We start from the raw sequence: 18,695 nt of genomic DNA, 5'->3' as shown, positions 1-18,695 counted from the left end.
TTTTCCCGCGCCCCCGGGGACGTTGTCAGGGTCGGCGTCCATCTCCCGTAGGGGACGCCATGATCCTGGAGTCGTACGCGCCGAGCAGTGCTTTTACACCGGCAGGCCGATGTCCGGGGCCCGCCGGGAAACCATCATGGAGACATGAACACAGCAACCGGGAACCCGGACTCCGCCGCCGCCGAATCCCCCCTCGTCCACGCCTTCCGCGCGCTCAAGGCCTTCGCCGGTGCGGCCGTCAGCGTCGTCGTCCTCGGCGAGTACGCCGACAAGCGCAGGGCCTGAGCGATCACGCTCCGCATCTGAGTACCCGGACGGCCCCGGAATGAGTACGTACCCCGAGGCCCGCCCGCCCCGCCGGCCGGTTCACTGGCGACCATGAAGAACTCCGCACCCACCGCCTGGCAGCCGGGCGCCCTCCCGCCGCCGCGCGACCCCGCCACGTACGACCGCCGGGCCGGCCTCCTGCGCGGCGTGGCCACCGTCGTGATGGTGCCGCTGCTGATGATCGACCTGTTCTTCCTCGGGCTGTCCCCCATGGCGACCGACAGCTGCGGGCCCGACCACTGCTCGGCCGCGCTGAACCGGTCCCTGGCGATCGCGCCGGTCGTCTGGGTCGTCTCCATCGTCCTGCTCATCGCGACCTGGGCCCTGCCCGCGCGCCCGCGCTTCCGTCAGGCGCGCGCCTGGACCTTCGCCGCCGCGCTGGTCTCGGGCCTGATGGTCATCGCCATCCTGGCCGACCTGCCGACGGGCTGACAGCGATCTGCCGACGGGCTGACAGCACGGACGGCGGCCGCCGGGGCGGACCGTCAGGCCTCCTCGCCCGCCAGCAGCTCGTCCGCGTCCACGATGCGGTACGCGTAGCCCTGCTCGGCCAGGAAGCGCTGCCGGTGGGCCGCGAAGTCCTGGTCGATCGTGTCGCGGGCGACCACCGAGTAGAAGCGTGCCTCGTGCCCGTCCGCCTTCGGGCGCAGCACCCGGCCGAGGCGCTGGGCCTCCTCCTGCCGCGAGCCGAACGTGCCCGAGACCTGGATGGCGACCGTCGCCTCCGGCAGGTCGATGGAGAAGTTCGCGACCTTCGAGACCACCAGCACCGAGAGCTCGCCCTGCCGGAAGGCGTCGAAGAGCTTCTCGCGCTGCGCGTTGCTGGTCTCGCCCTTGATCACGGGCGCGTCGAGGTGCTCGCCCAGCTCGTCGAGCTGGTCGATGTACTGCCCGATGACGAGCGTCTGCTCGCCCTTGTGCCGGGCCACGAGCGCCTCGGTGACGCGCCGCTTGGTGGCGGTCGTCGCGCAGTACCGGTACTTCTCCTCCGCCTCGGCCGTCGCGTAGGTGAGCCGCTCGGCGTCGGTGAGGTTGACGCGCACCTCCACGCAGTCCGCGGGCGCGATGTAGCCCTGGGCCTCGATCTCCTTCCACGGCGCGTCGAAGCGCTTGGGGCCGATGAGGGAGAAGACGTCCGACTCGCGGCCGTCCTCGCGCACGAGCGTCGCCGTCAGACCGAGCCGCCGCCGCGCCTGCAGGTCGGCCGTGAACTTGAAGACCGGCGCGGGCAGCAGGTGCACCTCGTCGTAGACGACCAGGCCCCAGTCGCGGGAGTCGAACAGCTCCAGGTGCGGGTAGATGCCCTTCCGCTTGGTCGTGAGGACCTGGTACGTGGCGATGGTGACCGGCCGGATCTCCTTCTTCGTACCGCTGTACTCGCCGATCTCGTCCTCGGTCAGCGACGTGCGCTTGACCAGCTCGTGCTTCCACTGGCGGGCCGAGACGGTGTTGGTGACGAGGATCAGCGTCGTCGCCTTGGCCTTGGCCATCGCGCCGGCGCCGACGAGCGTCTTGCCCGCGCCGCACGGCAGCACGACGACGCCCGAGCCGCCGTGCCAGAAGCCCTCGACGGCCTGCTGCTGGTACGGGCGCAGCGCCCAGCCGTCCTCCGCCAGCTCGATGGGGTGGGCCTCGCCGTCGACGTAGCCCGCGAGGTCCTCGGCCGGCCAGCCCAGCTTCAGCAGGGTCTGCTTGATCTGGCCGCGCTCGGAGGGGTGCACGGCGACGGTGTCCGGGTCGATCCGCGCGCCGACCAGCGGCTGGACCTTCTTCGAGCGGAGGATCTCCTCCAGGACGGGACGGTCCGTGGACTCCAGGACCAGCCCGTGCGTGGGGTGCTTGACCAGCTTCAGCCGCCCGTAGCGGTCCATCGTCTCGGCGATGTCGACGAGGAGGGCGTGCGGGACGGGGTAGCGGGAGTACGTGACGAGGGCGTCGACGACCTGCTCGGCGTCGTGGCCCGCGGCCCGGGCGTTCCACAGGCCGAGCGGGGTGACCCGGTAGGTGTGGATGTGCTCGGGGGCGCGCTCCAGCTCGGCGAAGGGGGCGATGGCGCGGCGGCAGGCCTCCGCCTGCTCGTGGTCGACTTCCAGGAGCAGGGTCTTGTCACTCTGGACGATCAGGCAGGTCACTCATACCTCCACTACCGGGCCCGGCCGGCCCTGCGCCAAACTCCTCAGTCTACCGGCTGGGCGGGGGCCGCGGCGGGGCCGAACCCGACCGGCCCGGGGCACGGGGCGCCGGCCGGCATCAGCCGCCCGCCGCGCCGCCCGGCGGCCTCAGGCGTGCTCGTCCGCCAGCTCCGCCACGCCCGTGATCCGGTGCAGCGGATACGTGCGGACCTCGTCCGCCGTGTGGTCGTAGCCGGTCACGAAGCCGCCCTCGACCCGGACCGGAGCGATCACGCGCTGGCTCGCCGCGCCCTCCGCATTGACGTAGCCGATCCAGACCGCGGAGCCCGTGAGGACCGCGGCCTGCATCGTGGCCAGGGTCTCCGCGGAGGTGGTGCGGGGCAGGCCGCCGTCGGCCGGGGCGGGGGCGGCGGCCGGCTTGCGCTCGGCCGTCGACGCCATGTCACCGGCCCGGATCGCCCGCACCGCGGCGCCGAGCAGCGTCTCGCCGGGGACCGGCGGGCCCTCCGGGACCGGGGCGGGGGCGGTGCGCGGCGGGGTGCGGCGGGCGTCGGCGCGCGTGACGACCACGTCCCCCTCGGCGGACTCGGCCGCCGGGGCGTACCCCATGGCCCGCAGACCCTCCAGCAGGGCGTCCGGCGCGACCTGCGCGGCCAGGACCGTGGGGGCCAGGCGGCGCATCCGCAGGGGAGCGGAGCGGCGGTCGGCGAGGATCTCGGCGAGCACCGCCTCGTCGTCGCAGCGCAGGTACGAGGAGGCCGCGCCGACCCGCAGATGGCCGTGGCGGCGGGCCACGTCGTCCACGAGGTAGGCCAGCGGCTGGGGCACGGGCGTACGGGAGTGGCCGGTGAGGAAGGCCTTGAGGTCGGCCGCGGTCTGCCCGGCGTCCAGCGCGCGGCGCACGGAGGCGGGCGTGAAGCGGTAGACCGTCGCGCCGCCCTTGGACTCGATGTCCGCCAGGACCGACAGCATCTGCGCGAGGGGCCGCTTCAGGGGGCCGGGGGCGACGGCCGTCAGGTCGGCCTGCAGCAGGATGTGGTCGACCGGCTCGGGCAGGAGCGGCGCGAGGGCGGCGGCCGCCCGGACGGCGCAGGCACCGGCCTCGGCGTCGCTCATGGGGTGCGCCGGCGCCGCGGACTCCGGGTCCAGGAGGGCGCGGCCGGGGCCGGACAGGGCGCCGCGGTTGGTCACGCCGAGCAGCTCGGCCTCCGTCAGCGTCCAGCGGGCCAGCCGGGTGCGCAGGTCCTCCGCGCCGGGCTCGGCCGCCGTGCGCGGGGGCCGCTCCCAGTGCAGGCGGTGCAGGACGGTGTCCGGGGTCACCGACGTGCCGGGCGGCAGGGTGGCCAGGAGGGCGAGGACGCGGTGGCGGACCTCCGGGGCCGGCGAACGGTCCAGGTCCGGGCCGAGGGCGTTGAGGGTGCGGCCCTTGGCGTCCCGCCCGCCCACCAGGCCCGCCGTGCGGGTGGCGGCGAGCCAGGCCGTGGCCAGGCGGGCCCAGCGCTGCTCGGCGGGCAGGCGCAGCCAGTCGTCGTAGGCCGGGGTGGGGGCGTAGCGCTCGTCGACCTCGCCGTCGGAGGCGAGCAGCCCCGCCGCGTACGCCAGCTCGATCCAGAACGCGGCTGCCGCCTCCGTCGTGTCCAGGACCGAGGCGGCGCGCTTGAGGTCCCGCACGCTCAGCCCGCCCGCGCGCAGCACCAGCGGCCCGTCGGACTCCCAGGCCGTGAGCAGCTCCTCCACCGTGCCCACGGCCGTGAAGGCCTGGCCGGCGGCGGCCGCGTCCACCGTGCGGGCGGAGTGCGGGGCGGCCGGGGCGAGCTCGGGCGCGGCGGGCTCGGGCGAACGGTGCGCACGGCCGCCGCGCAGGTGCAGGGCCGCTTCGCGGGGCAGGACGACGCTGCCCGTCGTGGCGGGCAGCAGCAGCCCGCGGTCGAGGAGCCAGCGCAGGTGCGGGGCCGGATCGGCGGTGACCGTGCCGTAGGGCGGGCCCCACAGCAGGCGGTCCAGGACGGCCAGGGACTCCGTCGGCGCCTGCGCCAGCAGCTCCGCCATCCGGGCGCGGTCCTCGAACAGGGCGGTGAGCGCCGCGACCGCCGACACCGGGTCGTGCGTGCCCGGCAGGCCCGCCGCGGCGATGATCTGCTGCACCCGGCCCGGCGACATGCCGGCCGTCGCTTCCGCCACCGTCGGGCCCAGGCCGGTGGGAGACGGGTGCGCCGGGCTCGGCGCGAGCAGCTCGCGCGCGGTCCGGACCAGCCGCAGCCGGTCCTCGCCGCCCCAGACCAGGGCCTGCTCGCGCAGCGTGGCGACCGCGCCGGGCAGGGCGCCGGCGATGCGCGGATCGTCGGCGGCGTCCCCGGTCATGAGCGCGGAGAGCGTCCCGTACGGGCAGGGGTCCGGCGCGACGGCCAGGGCCTCCGCCGTCTGCAGCGCGAAGCGGTCCAGGCGCTCCAGGGCCCGCATGACGGAGGCGCGGGTGCCGGCGCGGGTCGCCAGCTGGGTGAGGTCACCCGGCACGGGATTCAGCAGGTCAGGACGTGCGCGCAACAGCTCCGCGAGCGCGTCGTCGGCCCGCGCCCGCAGCTCCTCGGCCAGCGTCCGGGGCCCGCCGCGCGCGGCTCCGCCGCTCCTGCTGCCCGTCTCCCGCGGTGTGGTCATTCTGTTTACGGTACCGGGTTGCGGGGCGGGGACCAGGGGGTTGTGGACGGCGAGGCCGGGCGGGCGTGCGGTGGGGCGGAGCTGAGGACGACGAGCTGCCGGGTCGCCCGGGTCATCGCCACGTAGCGGTCGACCGCCCCTTCGACGCCCTCGCCGAACCCCTCCGGGTCGACCAGGACGACCAGGTCGAATTCGAGGCCCTTCGACAGCTCCGGGGTCAGGAAACGGACGCGGGACGCCGTACGGGTTGCGGTATCGGATGCCGTCCGGAACGCCGTGAGGAACGCGGTGTCGCCGATGACGCAGGCGGTCCCGTCGTCGTGCGCGGCGAGCCAGTCATCGAGCACCGGGTCCAGGTCCGCGACGGGACCGTGGACGACGGGAACGCCGCCGCTGCGGATGGACACCGGCACGTTGGCGTCCGGGAGCACGGCCCGGATGACCGGCTCGGCCTCCGCCATGATCTCTTCCGGCGTCCGGTAGTTGATGCTCAGCGAGGCCAGCTCGACCCGGTCGATCCCGGCCCGCGCCAGCCGTTCCCGCCACGACTCCGCGAACCCGTGCCGGGCCTGGGCGCGGTCCCCGACGATGGTGAAGCTCCGGGACGGGCACCGGAGCAGCAGCATCTGCCACTCCGCGTCGGTCAGCTCCTGGGCCTCGTCCACGACGACGTGCGCGAACGGGCCGGCGAGCCGGTCCGGGTCGCCGGCGGGCAGGGCGGACGTGTCGATCAGGCTGTCCCGCAGGTCCTGTCCGCGCAGCATCGTCACCGCACCCTCGCCGTCGTCATCGGACGCGATGACGTTGTCGATGACGCCGGCCATGCGGGCGCGCTCGGCGGCGACGGCGGCCGTGTGCAGGCGCTTCCGCCGTGCCGTCTCCGGGTCGCCGAGCCGCTGCCGGGCCGCGTCCAGGAGCGGCAGGTCGGAGACCGTCCAGGCGTCGGGGGCGTCCTTGCGCTGCAGCTTCCGCACCTCCTCCGGGCCGAGCCAGGGGGCGCACATCCGCAGGTAGGCGGGCACCGACCACAGGTCGCCGACCAGGTCGGCCGCATCGATCACCGGCCACGCGCGGTTGAGGGCGGCGAGCAGCTCCCGGTTCTGCAGCAGCGACTTGCGGAGCTGGTCGGGGGAGAAGCCGTCGCCGCTGCCGCTGCCGGCGTCGTCACCGTGCTCGTCCACGTCGCCGTGCTTGTCGATGAGGATGCCGAGCAGTTCTTCCTTGACCTGCTCCCGCGCCTCGTTGTGCGGGGTGCCGGGCTCTGCGGCTTCGAAGGCCGCGGCCCAGTCGCGGGCGGTGAGCCGGATGCCGGACCACGGAGTGGTGACTGTCATCGCCTCGGTGGGCGGCTCCTCGTAGAACGCGACGGCCTTCTCGATCGCCTTCACCATGTCCGCGGACGACTTCAGGCGCGCCACCTCCGGGTCGGTCTCGGTACCTGCCGAGGCCCCCTCGGCGACGAGGTCCCGCAGGGTGCAGATCTGCACGCCTTCCTCGCCGAGGCTGGGAAGGACGTCGGCGACGTAGGAGAGGTAGGGCTGGTGCGGGCCGACGAACAGGACGCCACCGCGGCGGTGACCGAGACGCGGGTCGGAGTAGAGCAGGTAGGCGGAGCGGTGCAGGGCGACGACCGTCTTGCCCGTACCCGGACCGCCGTCGACCACGAGGGCACCGCGCGAACCCGCGCGGATGATGGCGTCCTGGTCGGCCTGGATGGTGCCGAGGACGTCGCGCATCCGCGGGGACCGGTTGCTGCCCAGGCTGGCGATGAAGGCCGACTGGTCGTCCAGCGCGGCGTGCCCGGCGAACCCGTCCGGGCTGAACACCTCGTCCCAGTAGTCGCTGACCCGGCCGCGGGTCCAGCGGTACCGGCGGCGGCTCGCCAGCCCCATCGGGCTGGCGTGGGTCGCCCCGAAGAACGGCTCGGCCGCGGGCGAGCGCCAGTCGAGCAGCAGCCGGCGGCCCTCGCCGTCCTTCAGACCGAGCCGCCCGACGTACACGGGCTCGGCGTCGTCCGCCCCGACCATGCGCCCGAGGCACAGGTCCAGACCGAAGCGGCGCAGGACCCGCAGGCGGCCCGTCAGCCGGTGGATCTCGATGTCCCGCTCCATGGCCTGCCGGCCGAGACCGCCGGGCGCCCGCCGCAGCGCGTCCAGGCGGTCGGACAGGTCGGCGACGGACTGCTCCAGGCACTCCGCTATGGCCGCGAAGTGGCGCTCGTCGCCGCCGATCAGCGCCGGGTCGGCCTTGGGGGCGAGAGCGGCGGGAAGGTCGAAGGCGCTGGTGGGCAGGGGGCTCAGGGGTGCGCTGGTGGTCAGGGGGTTCAGCGGGTTCAGCGGGTTCACGCGTGATCAGCTCCGATATGAGGCCGCTTGCGACCAGTGCAGGTACTCGTGTTTCCAGGGGCCGGCCCGCCGTTCCGCGCGGTGCACCCCGCGGAGGCGGGCGGCGGCCTTCTCAGCCTCGGCTGATCGCGTCGAGCAGCAGCTTCGCGGCCACCGCCGCCCCGTCGACGCGGATCGTGGCGGCCACGGCCCTCGCCCGTACCCGGACCTCGGGAGCCAGAGCGACGGCGAGCGCGGCCGACAGGGACCCGGCGGTCGGAACCGGCCCGTCGTGCGCCGCCCCGATGCCCAGCCCGGCCACCCGGCCCGCCCAGTACGGCTGGTCCGCCATCTGCGGCACCACCACCTGCGGCACACCCGCCCGGGCGGCCGTCGTCGTCGTGCCCGCGCCACCGTGGTGCACGACGGCTGCCACCCTTCGGAACAGTACCTGCTGGTTGACCTCACCCACGGCGAAGCAGTCGTCCTGGTCGTCGGTCAGCGCCAGATCGGCCCAGCCGCGGGAGAGGAGCACACGGCGGCCCTGCGCGCGGACGGCCTCGATCGCCGCCCGGGTCACGTCCTGCGCGTCACGCAAGGGCATGCTGCCGAAGCCCACGTACACCGGCGGGTCACCGGCGTCCAGGAACGCCTCCAGGTCCGCCGGGAGCGGACGGTCGTCCGGCCGGATCCACGCGCCGGTCTGGACGACGGCGGGGGCGTCGGCGAATCCGGGGGTGTGGACGACTCCGGGCGTGTGTACGACGCCGGGGGTGTGGGCGACGCCGGGGTCCGCCGACTCCGGCCACGGGCCCAGGACCGGGTCCGCCGCCAGCCACGGGCGGTCGGTGAAGACGTGATCGCGGACGTCGCCCACGGGCGGCAGGCCGATCGTCGCCCGGTGGGTGTTGATCGCCCCGCCGAACAGCTCGTTCAGGGTGTCGGCGTTCAGATCCCACAGCACCCGGTTGTCGGTCACCTCCGGCGGGACCGGCCGGCCCGGCCACACGAGCGGCGGGTGGTGCGGCGACGGCAGATAGGTCGGGAAGTACGCCACGAACACGTACGGGACGCCCAGCTTCTCCGCCACCGCCCGCCCGGCCGCCGCGGCAGGCAGCAAACCAGTCGCCACGACCGCGTCACAGCCCTCGGCCGCTGCGGCCACCGACGCGTACGTCGCGGCGAACATCTCCGCCGCACGCTCCGGCAGGCCCTTCGCGGGCGCGGGCGCGGTCGCGGGCGTCGGCTTCGTCTCGGTCACGGCCTTGGTCGCCATCTTGCGTATCGACCGGCCGAGCGGCACCAGCGGAAGACCGGCACCGTCCAGCAACTCCGCGAAGTCCGGCGGCGCGCACACCCGCACCTCCACGCCGCACGCCTGCAACTGCGCCGCGAGCCCCATCATCGGCTCGACATCCCCACGCGACCCGTACGACAGCAACAACACTCGCACTGAGTGAACCCCCGTTTTGATTCGGCCGTTTCCGGCTTCGGCGGGTGATTCTGCGGTACGAGGGGGGCCTTGCGGCAAGGCCCCCTGTGCGCTATATGTTGAGAGTGGCAAGGAGTGGGTTTACCTCCTTGCCTTTCTTTATGCCTCGCGGCACTCGCCGGTGCGCCCCGAGTGGATCTCGTGGAGGAACGCGGTCCAGGTGGAGGGGTGGAGGTGGAGTGGGGGGAGGGAGGGGTTCTTGGAGTCGCGGATTCTGATGGTGGCGGGCGCCTCCGTGGGAACGGCGACCTCGACGCAGGTGTGTTGCGCATCGCTGTAGGACGACTTCATCCATATGTCAGGCATCGCTGACCTCTCTCGATAGTTGCTGCAGAAACCCCACGGTCTTCTCCGGTGGCATCGCTGTCGCCTGGAGGGAGCTGAACTTGCGGGAGAAGCGACCGACCTCGCGTGGCTTGTCCGACATACACAGGGATCCCCATGGCACATCGGTCTGGACCGTCGACGGCAATGTCTCGCCCAGGTCGAGGATGGTGAAGTTCGTGCCGAACCGGTAGCCGACCTCGTGTGTGCGCAGGATCTGCACCGTCACATTTTCCCGCTCCGACAGCGCGGCAATCTCTGCGTACTGCTCGCGCATGACGTCGGCATCTCCGACAACGTGGCGCAGCGCTGCTTCCCCCAGAATCGCCCAGAGGTGTACGGGATCCTCGCTGCGAGTCAGGAGCTCCCTGCGCATCATGCGCAGTCGGACGCTCTGCTCGATGTACTCAGTCGTGGTCTCGTCGTGCAACTTCTCCATCTCGAAAATGGCGGTCGCGTACCTCTTCGTCTGGAACAGGCCCAGGATCAGCGTCGGGTGCCACGCCTTGATCGCGCGGGCTACGCCTTCGATGTCTGCGAACGTCCGCGCCGTTGGGTGGACCGTGCTGGCGAAAGACGTCCATTCCTGACTCGCGGACTCGCGGTGCAGCTGGGTGAGCGTGGCGATGCGTTCTTCATCCGTGATGCCGTACCGCTTCAGCAGGCTGCGCAGGTGACTGGCCTGCTTGAGCGCAATGCTCCCGGTCTCGACGCGCTGAAGGTGGGAGTCACTGAACCCCAGTCCCTTCACCGCTTGTTCGAGTGTCATCCCGGCCTCGTTGCGCATGCGGCGCAGTTCGGTGCCGAGTGCGATCCGGCGAGCCGTTGGTCCGATCCGTGCTCCCACCCTCATCGCCTTCCGTGGCTGCTTGCGACCTGGTTGAGTCCGGCGCGGCGTGTTCACGCTGTGCATCCCTCTGTTCCTCTTGTGCGCGCCTCTGATGCCGTCGTGTACGCCTGAAATCCCGTTGTGAGGGCGCGTGTTGCCGTCATGGCATGTGCCACTTCGGAGGCTAGCGGTCTTTCTGCGGGATGGCGCTTGAATGCCCAGTTCGCCACCCGGCAGGGTGGTTCTCGTACCGAGTCGCAGGTCGGGGCGGTGGCCCCGCACTAACTCGATGGAGCCGCCATGCCTCCTTTCCCCCGTACCGCTGCCCATGTCGGCTGGGGAGACCGGACCCCCTCCGAACCGTCTCCCGTGTCGCTCGGGCAGGCTCTTCGTGAGGCGACCGACATGCAGATGTGGTTGCCTGCGCCGCCTCGGCTGAGGGAGGTCACGGACGAGCTCCTCGACTACATCCGGGTGACCGCTCCGGTCGTGGAGGCCGCCGCGCGGGCCCGGCCCGGGGACTGCCTGGACCGCCGGGCCGCCCTCGCCGCGGTGGAGGAGGCCCGGCAGCGGGCCGAGGCCGGGCCCGGGAACGGGTACGCGTCCGCGATCAGCTTCGCCCGGAGCCTGGGCAAGGCCGCCGGAGACCTGCTGCATCAGCAGCGGCGGCTGCAGCGGGAAGAGGACGCGCGGTGAAGCGGCCGGTGGCGGGCCCGGTGAAGCGGCTGTACACGTGGTGGTCCTTGCACGGCCAGTTCTCCCGGCCCGTACGGGCTCTCTGGCCGAGTCGCCGCCGGGCGTACGCGAAGGTGTCCGCTGCCATGGACCACGAAGAGGCGCGGCGGTTGCTGGAACTGCGCCTCAGGGTGGTGGCCGTTCCCCACACGAGCGGTCCGCCCGTGCGGGAGCGTCCCCCGGACTGCATCTGCCCGTAGCTGGGCTGACCGGAGGAACATCCGCCGGCCGTCCGGCTCCGGGCAGGCCCAATCTCCGGGTCGCCGTGAGCCGGATGGCACTGTGATCGTGTGCGAGAGCCCTCGAAACCTACGGGTTCGGCGCCGAGCCCGCGCAGGAACCCGAACGTGGGCTCGGAGGCGGTGCCGAGCACCCGGGCACCCGCACGCTTCGCCAACTGCACGGCGAAGACGCCCACGCCACCCGCCGCCCCGCCGATCAGGACGGTGTCCCCGGCGCGGAGCCCGATCGCGGCGAGCGCGGCGGAGGCCGTCAGGCCGGACACCGGAAGTGTGGCCGCCACCTCGTCGCGGATGCCCTCCGGTGTGGGCCACAGCGTTGCTGCCGGTGTCTTGACCAGCACGAAATCGGCGACGGACCGGCCGATCGCGGCCCCGTACACCCGGTCGCCGGTTGCGAATCCCGTGGCTTCGGCGCCCACTTCGTCCACCACTCCCGCGAAGTCGCTGCCGAAGCCGGCCGGCAAGGTGATGCCCGAACTGCGCGGCCACTTCGGGTCCGCCAAATCGATGAGACCAAGTCCCATCACTGGCCAGGAGAGGTCACCGATGAGCAAAGCTGTGCGCTACCGGCGAACGGCTACGAGAACACGACCGTGATCGAGATCGCGGAGCGCGCGGGGCTCACCAAGAGCACGTTCTTCCGGTACTTCCCGGACAGGCGCGAGGTGCTCTTCGGCGGGGGCGCGCTGACCGGCCTGCTCGCAGAAGGGATCGCCTCGGCGCCGTCGGCCGCCGACCCGCTCGATGCGGTGGCGGACGCCCTCGACGCGCTCGGCCGGACGTTCTTCACCGCCGACCGCCGCGAGTTCAGCGCCCGGCGCCAGGCCGTGCTGAACGCCAATACGGAACTGCGTGAACGCGAAGCCCTGAAAAGGATCGACCTCACCGCCTCGATGATCGAGGCCCTCAACCGCCGCGGAGTCCCCAGCCCGACCGCGCGCGTGGCCGCGCAACTGGGCACGCTCGTCTGGGAGATCGCCTTTGACTCGTGGATCGACGCCAGCAACGGCGAGGACTTCGGCCTGCTGGCACGGCGAGCGCTCGCGGAAGTACGCGCGGCCGGAGTCGTGCGCTAGGAGGGACTGTCATGCGGGCACGGGTATGACAAGGAGTCAGCGAGTACGTGCCGGGGCGAAGGGGATCCCCGAAGTCATTCCGCGGCGGCCGACCACGAGGGACTCGCCCAGGAAGCTCACGCCGATGGACAGCTGGATGGGGCGTGCGTTCTCGTGCATGCCCATCTTCATCGCCAGGATGCTGAAGCCGGCTGTGACTGCCAGGGTGCCGATGAGGGCGAGGAAGGTGCGGCCGGTGTATCGCTGCCACAGGACACCTCCCTTGTCGACGAGCTGAATGGTGGCGCCACGGAGTGCGCCGAGTGCAGCACCGAGGACGGCGCCCGTGATGACCCAGGTGAGGTCGGTGCCGGTCAGATCCGTCTTCTTGATGAGGGACAGGATTCCGATCCCGGTCAGGACCGCCGGGGCCACGAAGAGGTCCTTCGCGTTGACCGGTTCACCGATCATCCGTTTGATCACGACCGCGATCACGACCACCGCGATGATCGCAGCGAGCAGCCAGGGGTTCACGCGGGTACCACCCATCTTTATAGCGCGCTTGAGCTAAAAAAGGATGTTAGCTCGCCCGTGCTATAAAGGCAACGTGCCAAAGATTGTCGATCCCGTCGCCCGCCGCAGGGCAGTTGCGCAGGCCGTCCTGTCCGTCGCCGCCCGGCATGGGCTGGAGCATGCGTCGCTGCGCAACGTCGCCGATGAAGCCGGACTCGCCATTGGCTCGGTCCGCCACTACTTCGCCGACCACGACGAGTTGATGACCTTCACGATGAGGGAGCTGAGCCAGCGCATCAGCGACCGCGTCCGCATTCACGCCGAGCGGCTCCTGACTCCTGACGGCTGCGCCGACCGCCGAGCCGGAACAGAAGAGCTCCTGGCCGAGTTCCTCCCCCTGGACGAGGCCCGCCGCCAGGAGTCCGCACTCTGGCTCGCCTTCACCGCCGCAGCACTCACCCGCCCCGAACTGCGGCCCTGCGCCGCCGACATGCAGGAGAACCTGCACACCCTGATGTCGCGAGTGCTGCACGAAGCCCAGTGCGCCGGCGGACTGCCAAGCGGCTTGGACGTCGAACTGGAAAGCACACGACTGGCCGCCCTCCTCGACGGACTCAATCTCCAGGCAACGCTGCTGCCGGACCGCTATCCGCCGAAACTGCTCCGGCAGGTACTGCGACGACACCTGGACGCCCTCAGAGCCGACAACTGACCGCGGCCAACGTGTTCAGCGCGCACGCCTCGGGGGCATCAAGGGCTCACCGATCACCCGACCGGCACTTCCTGGCGGTTCGCCACCCCGCCGGTGCGGCAGGCGAAAGGCCGAGAACCGTTTGACATGTGGTCAAGCCGGGTCGGCCGGTCGTCACCTGCATGATGCTCTGACCCATCGGACAGGACCTAGTGCGTGCCCGCACCCGCCATACCCCCCGCACCCCCGCGGCCCCCCGGCTCCCCCCCCCGCACCCCCCGCACCCGCCACGCGCCGCACGTCCCCTTAGCTCACTGCGCCGCGAATTGGGCGACGTACGTATCGAAGGGCTCGATGCCGACCGTGGACCGTCGTTCGTCCATGCGCTCCGGGTCCTCGCAGGGCCACGGGACGGGTGCTCCGTCGCGGATGCCGGCGATCTGGGTGCCGTAGATCTGCTCGCGGCCTTCGTTGACCAAGGTGCGGTCGCGGAGGAATGCCAGGTCGCGGGGGCTGGCCGAACCCGCCGCCACCGCCTTCTCGACCAGTTCCAGCGCCCGTCGCTGGACGTCGAGTTGCCGGTCGGCGTGCTGGGCGATGAGCCAGGCCGCGCGGGCGGCCTCCTCGCCGACGCGGTCTGCCGTGGGCCAGCCGGCCTCGTCCATGATCTCGTTGAGGCGGTCGCCGTGGCGTGCGGTCAGGCGCCGCCATGCCAGTTGCTCGCCGGGGTCCTCGCTGTTCGCGTGGACGGCGGCTCGGTGATCCGCCTCGGCCATGCTGATGAGTTCGTCTGCCAGTGCGTTGGCGTTGTGCGTCGTCACCCTTAACTCCTGTTACGCGGAAGTGCCGTTGCGTCGGCGTCCGTAACCCTAAAGCCGCATTCGGCACACAAAGATCATTCCGGCGGACGGTGACAGGCGAGCTTGGGAGCGGGGATAATGGAATGGAAGCGTCACCCGTCGAAGTTGGACCAGAAGATCCCCACGCCCGCACCGCTCCCGTCCCGGCCGACCAGGATGCTGTTCGACGTGAAGTCACAGGTGGGGAAGACCAGGGCGTTCGCTCCGCTCGCCGGGTCGACGACGACATCGAGTACCGGAGTCCGGGAGCCGGTCTCCTGCTGCGCCTCGAACGCGGCCACGGCATGGGCCACGGGAGTCTCTGCCTCCGCGAACCCGGTGGTCCGGTGGAGGGCCCCGCCGATGGCCAGGTTGCCGGGGGTGCTGGAGAAGACCGCCGAGGCGTCCTCGCTCAGCTGGTTGACGTCGTCCGACGCCTCCTCCCAGCTCGCACCCACCAGCGCCTCCGGGGTGGTACCGCTCGCGACCAGCGCGACCGCGGAGACGGTGGCGCCCCGCTCGTCGTCCCGGTCGTACGCCAGATACACCTCGTGCAGCCCGTCGGCGACGTCGGCGAACGTGAAGAACTCCCCGCCGTCGAGCCCGCACACTGCGATCTCCCCGCGGCTCAGCAGCCGCCCTGCCAGCGTGAACTCGCCCAGGTACCCGGGCTCACCCTCCGGATCGTTCGCCTTCAGGACCGCTTCGATCGCTTCGATCATCTTCATGCCGGGGAGTGTGCCACTCGGCTCTGACAAAGGCCCCCGGACCTGCCATCAGCCCGCCTCCCGGCCCTGGAACGCCCCGCGCAGGCCGGACGTTCAGCACTCAAGAGTTCCACGGGGTCCTGCGGATGCAGGCCGAGACCGAGGAGAGTGCTCGATGCCCAAGTGGTTGGTGATGGAGGAGACGGTCGTAGCCGAAGGCGCGGCCCCGCATCAGCGGATCCTGCGGTCCCTGGGCGGGGACAAGACCCGGGAGCAGGCGCTCGTGGAGTTGCGCAGGATAGCCAAGAAGCATCGGCCCGACTGCCTCAAGAGCACGCCGTGCCTCGTCGGGCAGGACAGCGACGGGTCCTTCTGGATCCTTCCGAAGAACGGCAAGGGGCACGCCCGCTGCAACCTCCGGCTCATCGAGCAGACCCACCCCTAGGATCGAGCAGACCCATCCCTGGGCCGGAGGGGCTCACCTCCCCCCGGCCCGTTCCCTCAGTCGAACCAGTCCCTCAGTCGAACCAGCGGGCCCGCGCCAGTTCCTCCGTGCGGTCCGGGTCCTCCAGGAGGGCGGCGGCTTCGAAGCGGCGGGACCAGGCGCCCGCCGCCCAGGCCAGGCCCGCCGCGACGCCTTCCAGGGTGGCGGCGTGGAGGGTGCCGTCGGGGGTGAGGCGCCAGTCCAGTTCCACGCCGTCGACGGTGAGTTCCTCGTGCTCGACGTACGTCTCGGGGGCGCCCGGCAGCAGGATCCGTACGCCCTCGGGAACGGTGCGGAGCTCGCCCTCGTCCGCCGGGGCGGCCGCGGCCAGCGTCTCGCTCAGGCGGCGGACCTGCAGCAGGTCGGCCAGGTCCGCGGCGAGGTCCGGGGCGACGGGGAGGAGGGGGCGGCCGGGGGCCAGGGGGAGGAGGTCGGGGGCGTCCGCCACGAGCGCCTCGGAGGCGTCCACCACCCGCACCTCGCCGTCCACCACGGCCCGCAGCTCGTCCGGCAGCGTGACCTGGTCCGGGTCGAGGCGGGCGAGGAGGCCGTAGAGGGCGTGGAGCTGGGGCGCGGTCACCTCCAGGGCCGGGTCGGCCAGGCGGGTGAGGAGCTCCGCCGCGCCGCCCGGTTCGTCCAGCAGTGCCGCCGCGGAGGTGCGGACGCCCAGGGCGCGCAGGACCTGCTCGTCGGCCAGGCCGGCCGCGTCCGCCGCCTCGTAGAGGCCCTGGAGGAGCGGGTCGCCGCCCGCCACGCGCAGGCCGGCCGGGCGGCGGCCGCCGAGGACGGGGTGGCCGCGCAGCCACCAGGCCGTGTACGGGCGGACGGACTCGGTCGTGCCGTCGGGCAGCAGGACGCGCACGGGCGCGGTGAGCGCGTCGCGCAGCGGCGGCCGGGAGAGGAGGGCGAGGGCCTCGGGCCAGGCGTCGTCGTCGACGAGGTCGAGGTCGCGCACGGCCACGAGCTCCGTCGCGACGGGCGGCACCGGCGTGTGCGGCAGCTGGTCGAGGACGTCCTCGCACCACACGTCGACGGCGTCGAGCAGGCCGGCGTCGTCGGGCTCGGCGAAGTCGCCGTCGCGCGGTTCGAGTTCGTCGGGGTCGAGGACGACGTCCGTGGCGCGGACGAGCGCGAAGCCGGCCAGGACGCCCACGGCGGTCAGGGGCTGCTCGCCCCAGCGCTCGGCGAGTCCGGCGTCGCAGGCGGCGAGTTCGCCGGGCCGGATGACGCGTTCGAAGGCACTGCCGGGGAGGACGAGTTCGCCGGCGGGGGCGAGTTCGCCGTCCTCGTCGGGCAGGGCGAGCGCGGCGAGCCACGGCTCGTCGCCGGGGGCGAGGTCGGCGTCGCGCACGAGGCCGAGGACGAGCTCGGCGAGGGCGTCCGCGTCCAGCGCGTCCTCGTCCCAGATCTCGTCGGCGTCGAGGGAGGCCGCCACCGCCGCGCGCACCTGCGGGGTGGTCAGGACGGCGCGCGGCGAGGAGGGCGTGGCGCCGAGCTTCTCCAGCAGCGGGTGCGCGGCGTCGGGGTGGGCGACCTTCAGGCCCAGGCGGGAGAGCCGCTCCGAGTCCGCGCCGTCGGGCGGCGGGAGCAGCACCTGGCGCGGGCCGATCGTCGTACGGCCGTCGGCGAGCGGCACGGGCAGGCCGCTGAGCCGGTCCGGGTCGACGCCGGCGAGGCTGTCGTAGAGCCGCTGCCACCAGGACGGGGCGCGCTCGACGCCCGCGAGCCGGTCGATGACCTCGCCGAGCGGGGCCCGCGCGACGCCCAGGGCGCGCAGCTCGGGGCGGCGCTCCAGCCCGGCGGGCAGCAGGTTCGGGAACAGTTCGCCGAGCACGGTGACGGTCTCGGCGCCCGCGCCCTCCACGACCTCGGCGTCGGCGGGCCGCAGCGCGTACGGCTCGGGGCCGCTGCCGGCGAACGGGTCCTCCCAGGCGTCGGCGGCGGCCGGGGCGGTGCCCGGGGCCGTGGCCGGCTCGGGGGTGTGCCGGGCGGCGTCCGGGCCCTCCGTCCAGGGGATGCCCTCGATGCCGCCGCCGCGCGGTGCGGCCGGCTCCTGCGCGGGGCCGCCGGCCGCGCTCGGCAGGAACGCGATCCGCGGCAGCCGGTCCAGGATCTGCCGGCGCAGCTCCGCGTCCAGCGCACCCTGCGCCAGCGGTGAGGGCACGAGGTCCAGCGTCCCCGGGCCGACCGGGTGCCAGTCGCGCAGCAGCCGGGCGTACGCCTCCGCGGCGCGCCCGGTGACGAAGTCCGTGAGCGGTCCGGGCGCGGCGTGGCGGCGTGTCGGCTCCAGCGGGAAGGTGGCGATGAGCAGTGCCGGGACGCCCAGCGGCTCGTCCGTGGGCGTCGGCGCGTGCACGACGGGGGCGGTGGTGGGGCGTACGGGTGCGCCGTCCTCGCCCACCGGCACCGCCCACGTCACCGACCAGTGAGGGCGGAGGCGCTCCTCCACGGGGCGGCCCTTGAGCAGGGCGGCGTCCAGGGCGCCGGCGTCCCGGGCGACCCGCCAGCGGGCCGTGGTGCCGCGCTCCGAGTCGTCCACCAGGACGTACGGGCCCTCCTGGCGGCGCGTCAGGGTCCGTACCGCGCCGTCCGTCTCGACGACGACCTCGGTCAGGCCCGGCAGGGTCAGCAGCAGCGCGTCGTCGACACCGGCCAGCAGACGGGCGGTCAGGTCCTCGGCGGCGCCGTCGCGCAGCGGCAGGACGACGACCGTGTCGTAGCCGTCGGGAGCGGTGCCCTCGGCGGGGAGCGGAAGGCGCAGGAGGGGCACGTGGCCCTCGCGGCGGGCCATCTCCTCGGCCAGGCCGGGGGCCCGGACCGCCTCGCGGGCGGCCAGTGCCCGTGCCTCCGCCAGCGACCAGCGGACGCCGCCGGAGCGGCCGACGACGGCCGGTTCGTCGCTGACCGCCAGGACCGCGGAGAAGCCCACGCCGAACCGGCCGACGCTGCCGCCGCCCTGCTCGTCGCCGCGCTCCTCACTGCGCTTCGCCGAGGCCCGGAGCGTGGCCAGCGACTCGACGCCCGCCTCGTCCAGGGGGGCGCCGGTGTTCGCCGCGGCCAGCACGGCCGGGCGGCCGTTGCGGCCCGCGTGCAGGGTCAGCCGGAGACGGCCGGGCACGCCCGCGCGGGCGGCCGCGTCGGCGGCGTTCTGGGCGAGCTCGACGACGAGGCGGTCGCGGTAGCCGCCGAGGGCGAGGTCCTCCTCGGCGTTGGCGTCCTCCCGGAAACGGGCCGGCGACGCCGCCCAGGCGTCCAGCACGCCACGCCGCAGCCGGGCGGTCCCGAACGGATCCGCCCCTTCGGCTGCGCCCCGCACCATTGCCGTGCCGCTCACGTGTCGTCTCCT

General features: G+C 73.1%; 17 protein-coding genes. 6 read left to right on the top strand and 11 right to left on the bottom strand.

The window, feature by feature from the left end; genetic code table 11:
* Positions 1–144 precede the first annotated feature (144 nt).
* Positions 145–285, top strand: coding sequence for a hypothetical protein (locus ACFZCD_RS18340; RefSeq protein ID WP_391831944.1), 141 nt, complete (start codon positions 145–147; stop codon positions 283–285).
* 93 nt (positions 286–378) lie between these two features.
* Complete coding sequence (locus tag ACFZCD_RS18335) at positions 379–759, top strand: hypothetical protein (RefSeq protein WP_391831942.1); 381 nt, start codon at positions 379–381, stop codon at positions 757–759.
* 53 nt (positions 760–812) lie between these two features.
* Here the strand turns inward: ACFZCD_RS18335 and ACFZCD_RS18330 are convergent, their stop codons facing one another.
* The 6 genes from ACFZCD_RS18330 to ACFZCD_RS18305 all read right to left on the bottom strand — a co-directional run bounded on the left by ACFZCD_RS18330 (position 813) and on the right by ACFZCD_RS18305 (position 10,167).
* A complete protein-coding gene (locus ACFZCD_RS18330) occupies positions 813–2,459 on the bottom strand; it encodes a DNA repair helicase XPB (RefSeq protein WP_391831940.1) in 1,647 nt (548 codons plus the stop codon).
* 147 nt (positions 2,460–2,606) lie between these two features.
* Positions 2,607–5,114, bottom strand: coding sequence for a helicase C-terminal domain-containing protein (locus ACFZCD_RS18325; RefSeq protein WP_391831938.1), 2,508 nt, complete (start codon positions 5,112–5,114; stop codon positions 2,607–2,609).
* Between the two features lie 5 nt (positions 5,115–5,119).
* A complete protein-coding gene (gene helR, locus ACFZCD_RS18320) occupies positions 5,120–7,414 on the bottom strand; it encodes an RNA polymerase recycling motor ATPase HelR (protein ID WP_391832272.1) in 2,295 nt (764 codons plus the stop codon).
* A gap of 157 nt (positions 7,415–7,571) precedes the next feature.
* On the bottom strand, positions 7,572–8,843 hold the full coding sequence (locus ACFZCD_RS18315) for a glycosyltransferase (protein ID WP_391831936.1): 1,272 nt from the start codon (positions 8,841–8,843) through the stop codon (positions 7,572–7,574).
* Between the two features lie 186 nt (positions 8,844–9,029).
* On the bottom strand, positions 9,030–9,236 hold the full coding sequence (locus tag ACFZCD_RS18310) for a DUF397 domain-containing protein (protein WP_391831934.1): 207 nt from the start codon (positions 9,234–9,236) through the stop codon (positions 9,030–9,032).
* Positions 9,229–10,167: a helix-turn-helix domain-containing protein gene (locus ACFZCD_RS18305; RefSeq protein ID WP_391831932.1), complete on the bottom strand. Its 939-nt coding sequence runs from the start codon at positions 10,165–10,167 to the stop codon at positions 9,229–9,231. Before ACFZCD_RS18305 ends, ACFZCD_RS18310 begins: the two co-directional genes overlap by 8 nt.
* A 321-nt stretch (positions 10,168–10,488) precedes the next feature.
* Here ACFZCD_RS18305 and ACFZCD_RS18300 point away from each other — a divergent pair, with 321 nt between their 5' ends.
* Positions 10,489–10,779, top strand: coding sequence for a DUF6415 family natural product biosynthesis protein (locus ACFZCD_RS18300; RefSeq protein WP_391832270.1), 291 nt, complete (start codon positions 10,489–10,491; stop codon positions 10,777–10,779).
* Here ACFZCD_RS18300 and ACFZCD_RS18295 read toward each other — a convergent pair.
* A complete protein-coding gene (locus tag ACFZCD_RS18295; protein ID WP_391831930.1) occupies positions 10,694–11,614 on the bottom strand; it encodes an alcohol dehydrogenase catalytic domain-containing protein in 921 nt (306 codons plus the stop codon). The two genes, ACFZCD_RS18300 and ACFZCD_RS18295, sit on opposite strands and share 86 nt — an antisense overlap.
* Here ACFZCD_RS18295 and ACFZCD_RS18290 point away from each other — a divergent pair.
* Positions 11,564–12,136: a TetR/AcrR family transcriptional regulator gene (locus tag ACFZCD_RS18290; RefSeq protein ID WP_391832268.1), complete on the top strand. Its 573-nt coding sequence runs from the start codon at positions 11,564–11,566 to the stop codon at positions 12,134–12,136. The genes ACFZCD_RS18295 and ACFZCD_RS18290 overlap by 51 nt on opposite strands.
* Before the next feature lie 36 nt (positions 12,137–12,172).
* Here the strand turns inward: ACFZCD_RS18290 and ACFZCD_RS18285 are convergent, their stop codons facing one another.
* On the bottom strand, positions 12,173–12,664 hold the full coding sequence (locus ACFZCD_RS18285) for a DUF1453 domain-containing protein (protein ID WP_391831928.1): 492 nt from the start codon (positions 12,662–12,664) through the stop codon (positions 12,173–12,175).
* 58 nt (positions 12,665–12,722) lie between these two features.
* On the opposite strand from ACFZCD_RS18285, the gene ACFZCD_RS18280 reads away from it, so the two are divergent.
* Entirely contained in the window at positions 12,723–13,340 is a 618-nt protein-coding gene (locus ACFZCD_RS18280; RefSeq protein WP_391831926.1) for a TetR/AcrR family transcriptional regulator, read from the top strand.
* A 290-nt stretch (positions 13,341–13,630) separates the two neighbouring features.
* Here the strand turns inward: ACFZCD_RS18280 and ACFZCD_RS18275 are convergent, their stop codons facing one another.
* Both ACFZCD_RS18275 and ACFZCD_RS18270 read right to left on the bottom strand, forming a co-directional pair.
* Entirely contained in the window at positions 13,631–14,140 is a 510-nt protein-coding gene (locus ACFZCD_RS18275; RefSeq protein ID WP_391831924.1) for a DUF6624 domain-containing protein, read from the bottom strand.
* Between the two features lie 131 nt (positions 14,141–14,271).
* Complete coding sequence (locus tag ACFZCD_RS18270) at positions 14,272–14,886, bottom strand: hypothetical protein (protein ID WP_391831922.1); 615 nt, start codon at positions 14,884–14,886, stop codon at positions 14,272–14,274.
* A gap of 154 nt (positions 14,887–15,040) precedes the next feature.
* Between ACFZCD_RS18270 and ACFZCD_RS18265 the strand changes: the two genes are divergently transcribed.
* The gene (locus ACFZCD_RS18265) at positions 15,041–15,310 is read left to right on the top strand and encodes a hypothetical protein (protein ID WP_391831920.1); all 270 of its coding nucleotides are present in this window, start codon (positions 15,041–15,043) and stop codon (positions 15,308–15,310) included.
* A gap of 73 nt (positions 15,311–15,383) precedes the next feature.
* Here the strand turns inward: ACFZCD_RS18265 and ACFZCD_RS18260 are convergent, their stop codons facing one another.
* Positions 15,384–18,668, bottom strand: coding sequence for a sacsin N-terminal ATP-binding-like domain-containing protein (locus ACFZCD_RS18260; RefSeq protein WP_391832266.1), 3,285 nt, complete (start codon positions 18,666–18,668; stop codon positions 15,384–15,386).
* Between the last annotated feature and the right edge of the window lie 27 nt (positions 18,669–18,695).

The organism is Streptomyces sp. NPDC008001, from assembly GCF_042958085.1.
Classification (GTDB): Bacteria; Actinomycetota; Actinomycetes; order Streptomycetales; family Streptomycetaceae; genus Streptomyces.
Note: the sequence above shows the minus strand (reverse complement) of the source record. Positions and strands in the feature narration are given on the sequence as shown.

What these genes read in the sequence shown, in the direction of transcription:
- ACFZCD_RS18310 (WP_391831934.1), bottom strand. Translation starts at nt 9,236, where the DNA reads ATGCCTGACATATGGATGAAGTCGTCCTACAGCGATGCGCAACACACC.
- ACFZCD_RS18285 (WP_391831928.1), bottom strand. Translation starts at nt 12,664, where the DNA reads ATGGGTGGTACCCGCGTGAACCCCTGGCTGCTCGCTGCGATCATCGCG.
- ACFZCD_RS18300 (WP_391832270.1), top strand. Translation starts at nt 10,489, where the DNA reads ATGCAGATGTGGTTGCCTGCGCCGCCTCGGCTGAGGGAGGTCACGGAC.
- ACFZCD_RS18335 (WP_391831942.1), top strand. Translation starts at nt 379, where the DNA reads ATGAAGAACTCCGCACCCACCGCCTGGCAGCCGGGCGCCCTCCCGCCG.
- ACFZCD_RS18325 (WP_391831938.1), bottom strand. Translation starts at nt 5,114, where the DNA reads ATGACCACACCGCGGGAGACGGGCAGCAGGAGCGGCGGAGCCGCGCGC.
- ACFZCD_RS18270 (WP_391831922.1), bottom strand. Translation starts at nt 14,886, where the DNA reads ATGAAGATGATCGAAGCGATCGAAGCGGTCCTGAAGGCGAACGATCCG.
- ACFZCD_RS18260 (WP_391832266.1), bottom strand. Translation starts at nt 18,668, where the DNA reads ATGGTGCGGGGCGCAGCCGAAGGGGCGGATCCGTTCGGGACCGCCCGG.
- ACFZCD_RS18305 (WP_391831932.1), bottom strand. Translation starts at nt 10,167, where the DNA reads ATGCACAGCGTGAACACGCCGCGCCGGACTCAACCAGGTCGCAAGCAG.
- ACFZCD_RS18265 (WP_391831920.1), top strand. Translation starts at nt 15,041, where the DNA reads ATGCCCAAGTGGTTGGTGATGGAGGAGACGGTCGTAGCCGAAGGCGCG.
- ACFZCD_RS18315 (WP_391831936.1), bottom strand. Translation starts at nt 8,843, where the DNA reads ATGATGGGGCTCGCGGCGCAGTTGCAGGCGTGCGGCGTGGAGGTGCGG.
- ACFZCD_RS18340 (WP_391831944.1), top strand. Translation starts at nt 145, where the DNA reads ATGAACACAGCAACCGGGAACCCGGACTCCGCCGCCGCCGAATCCCCC.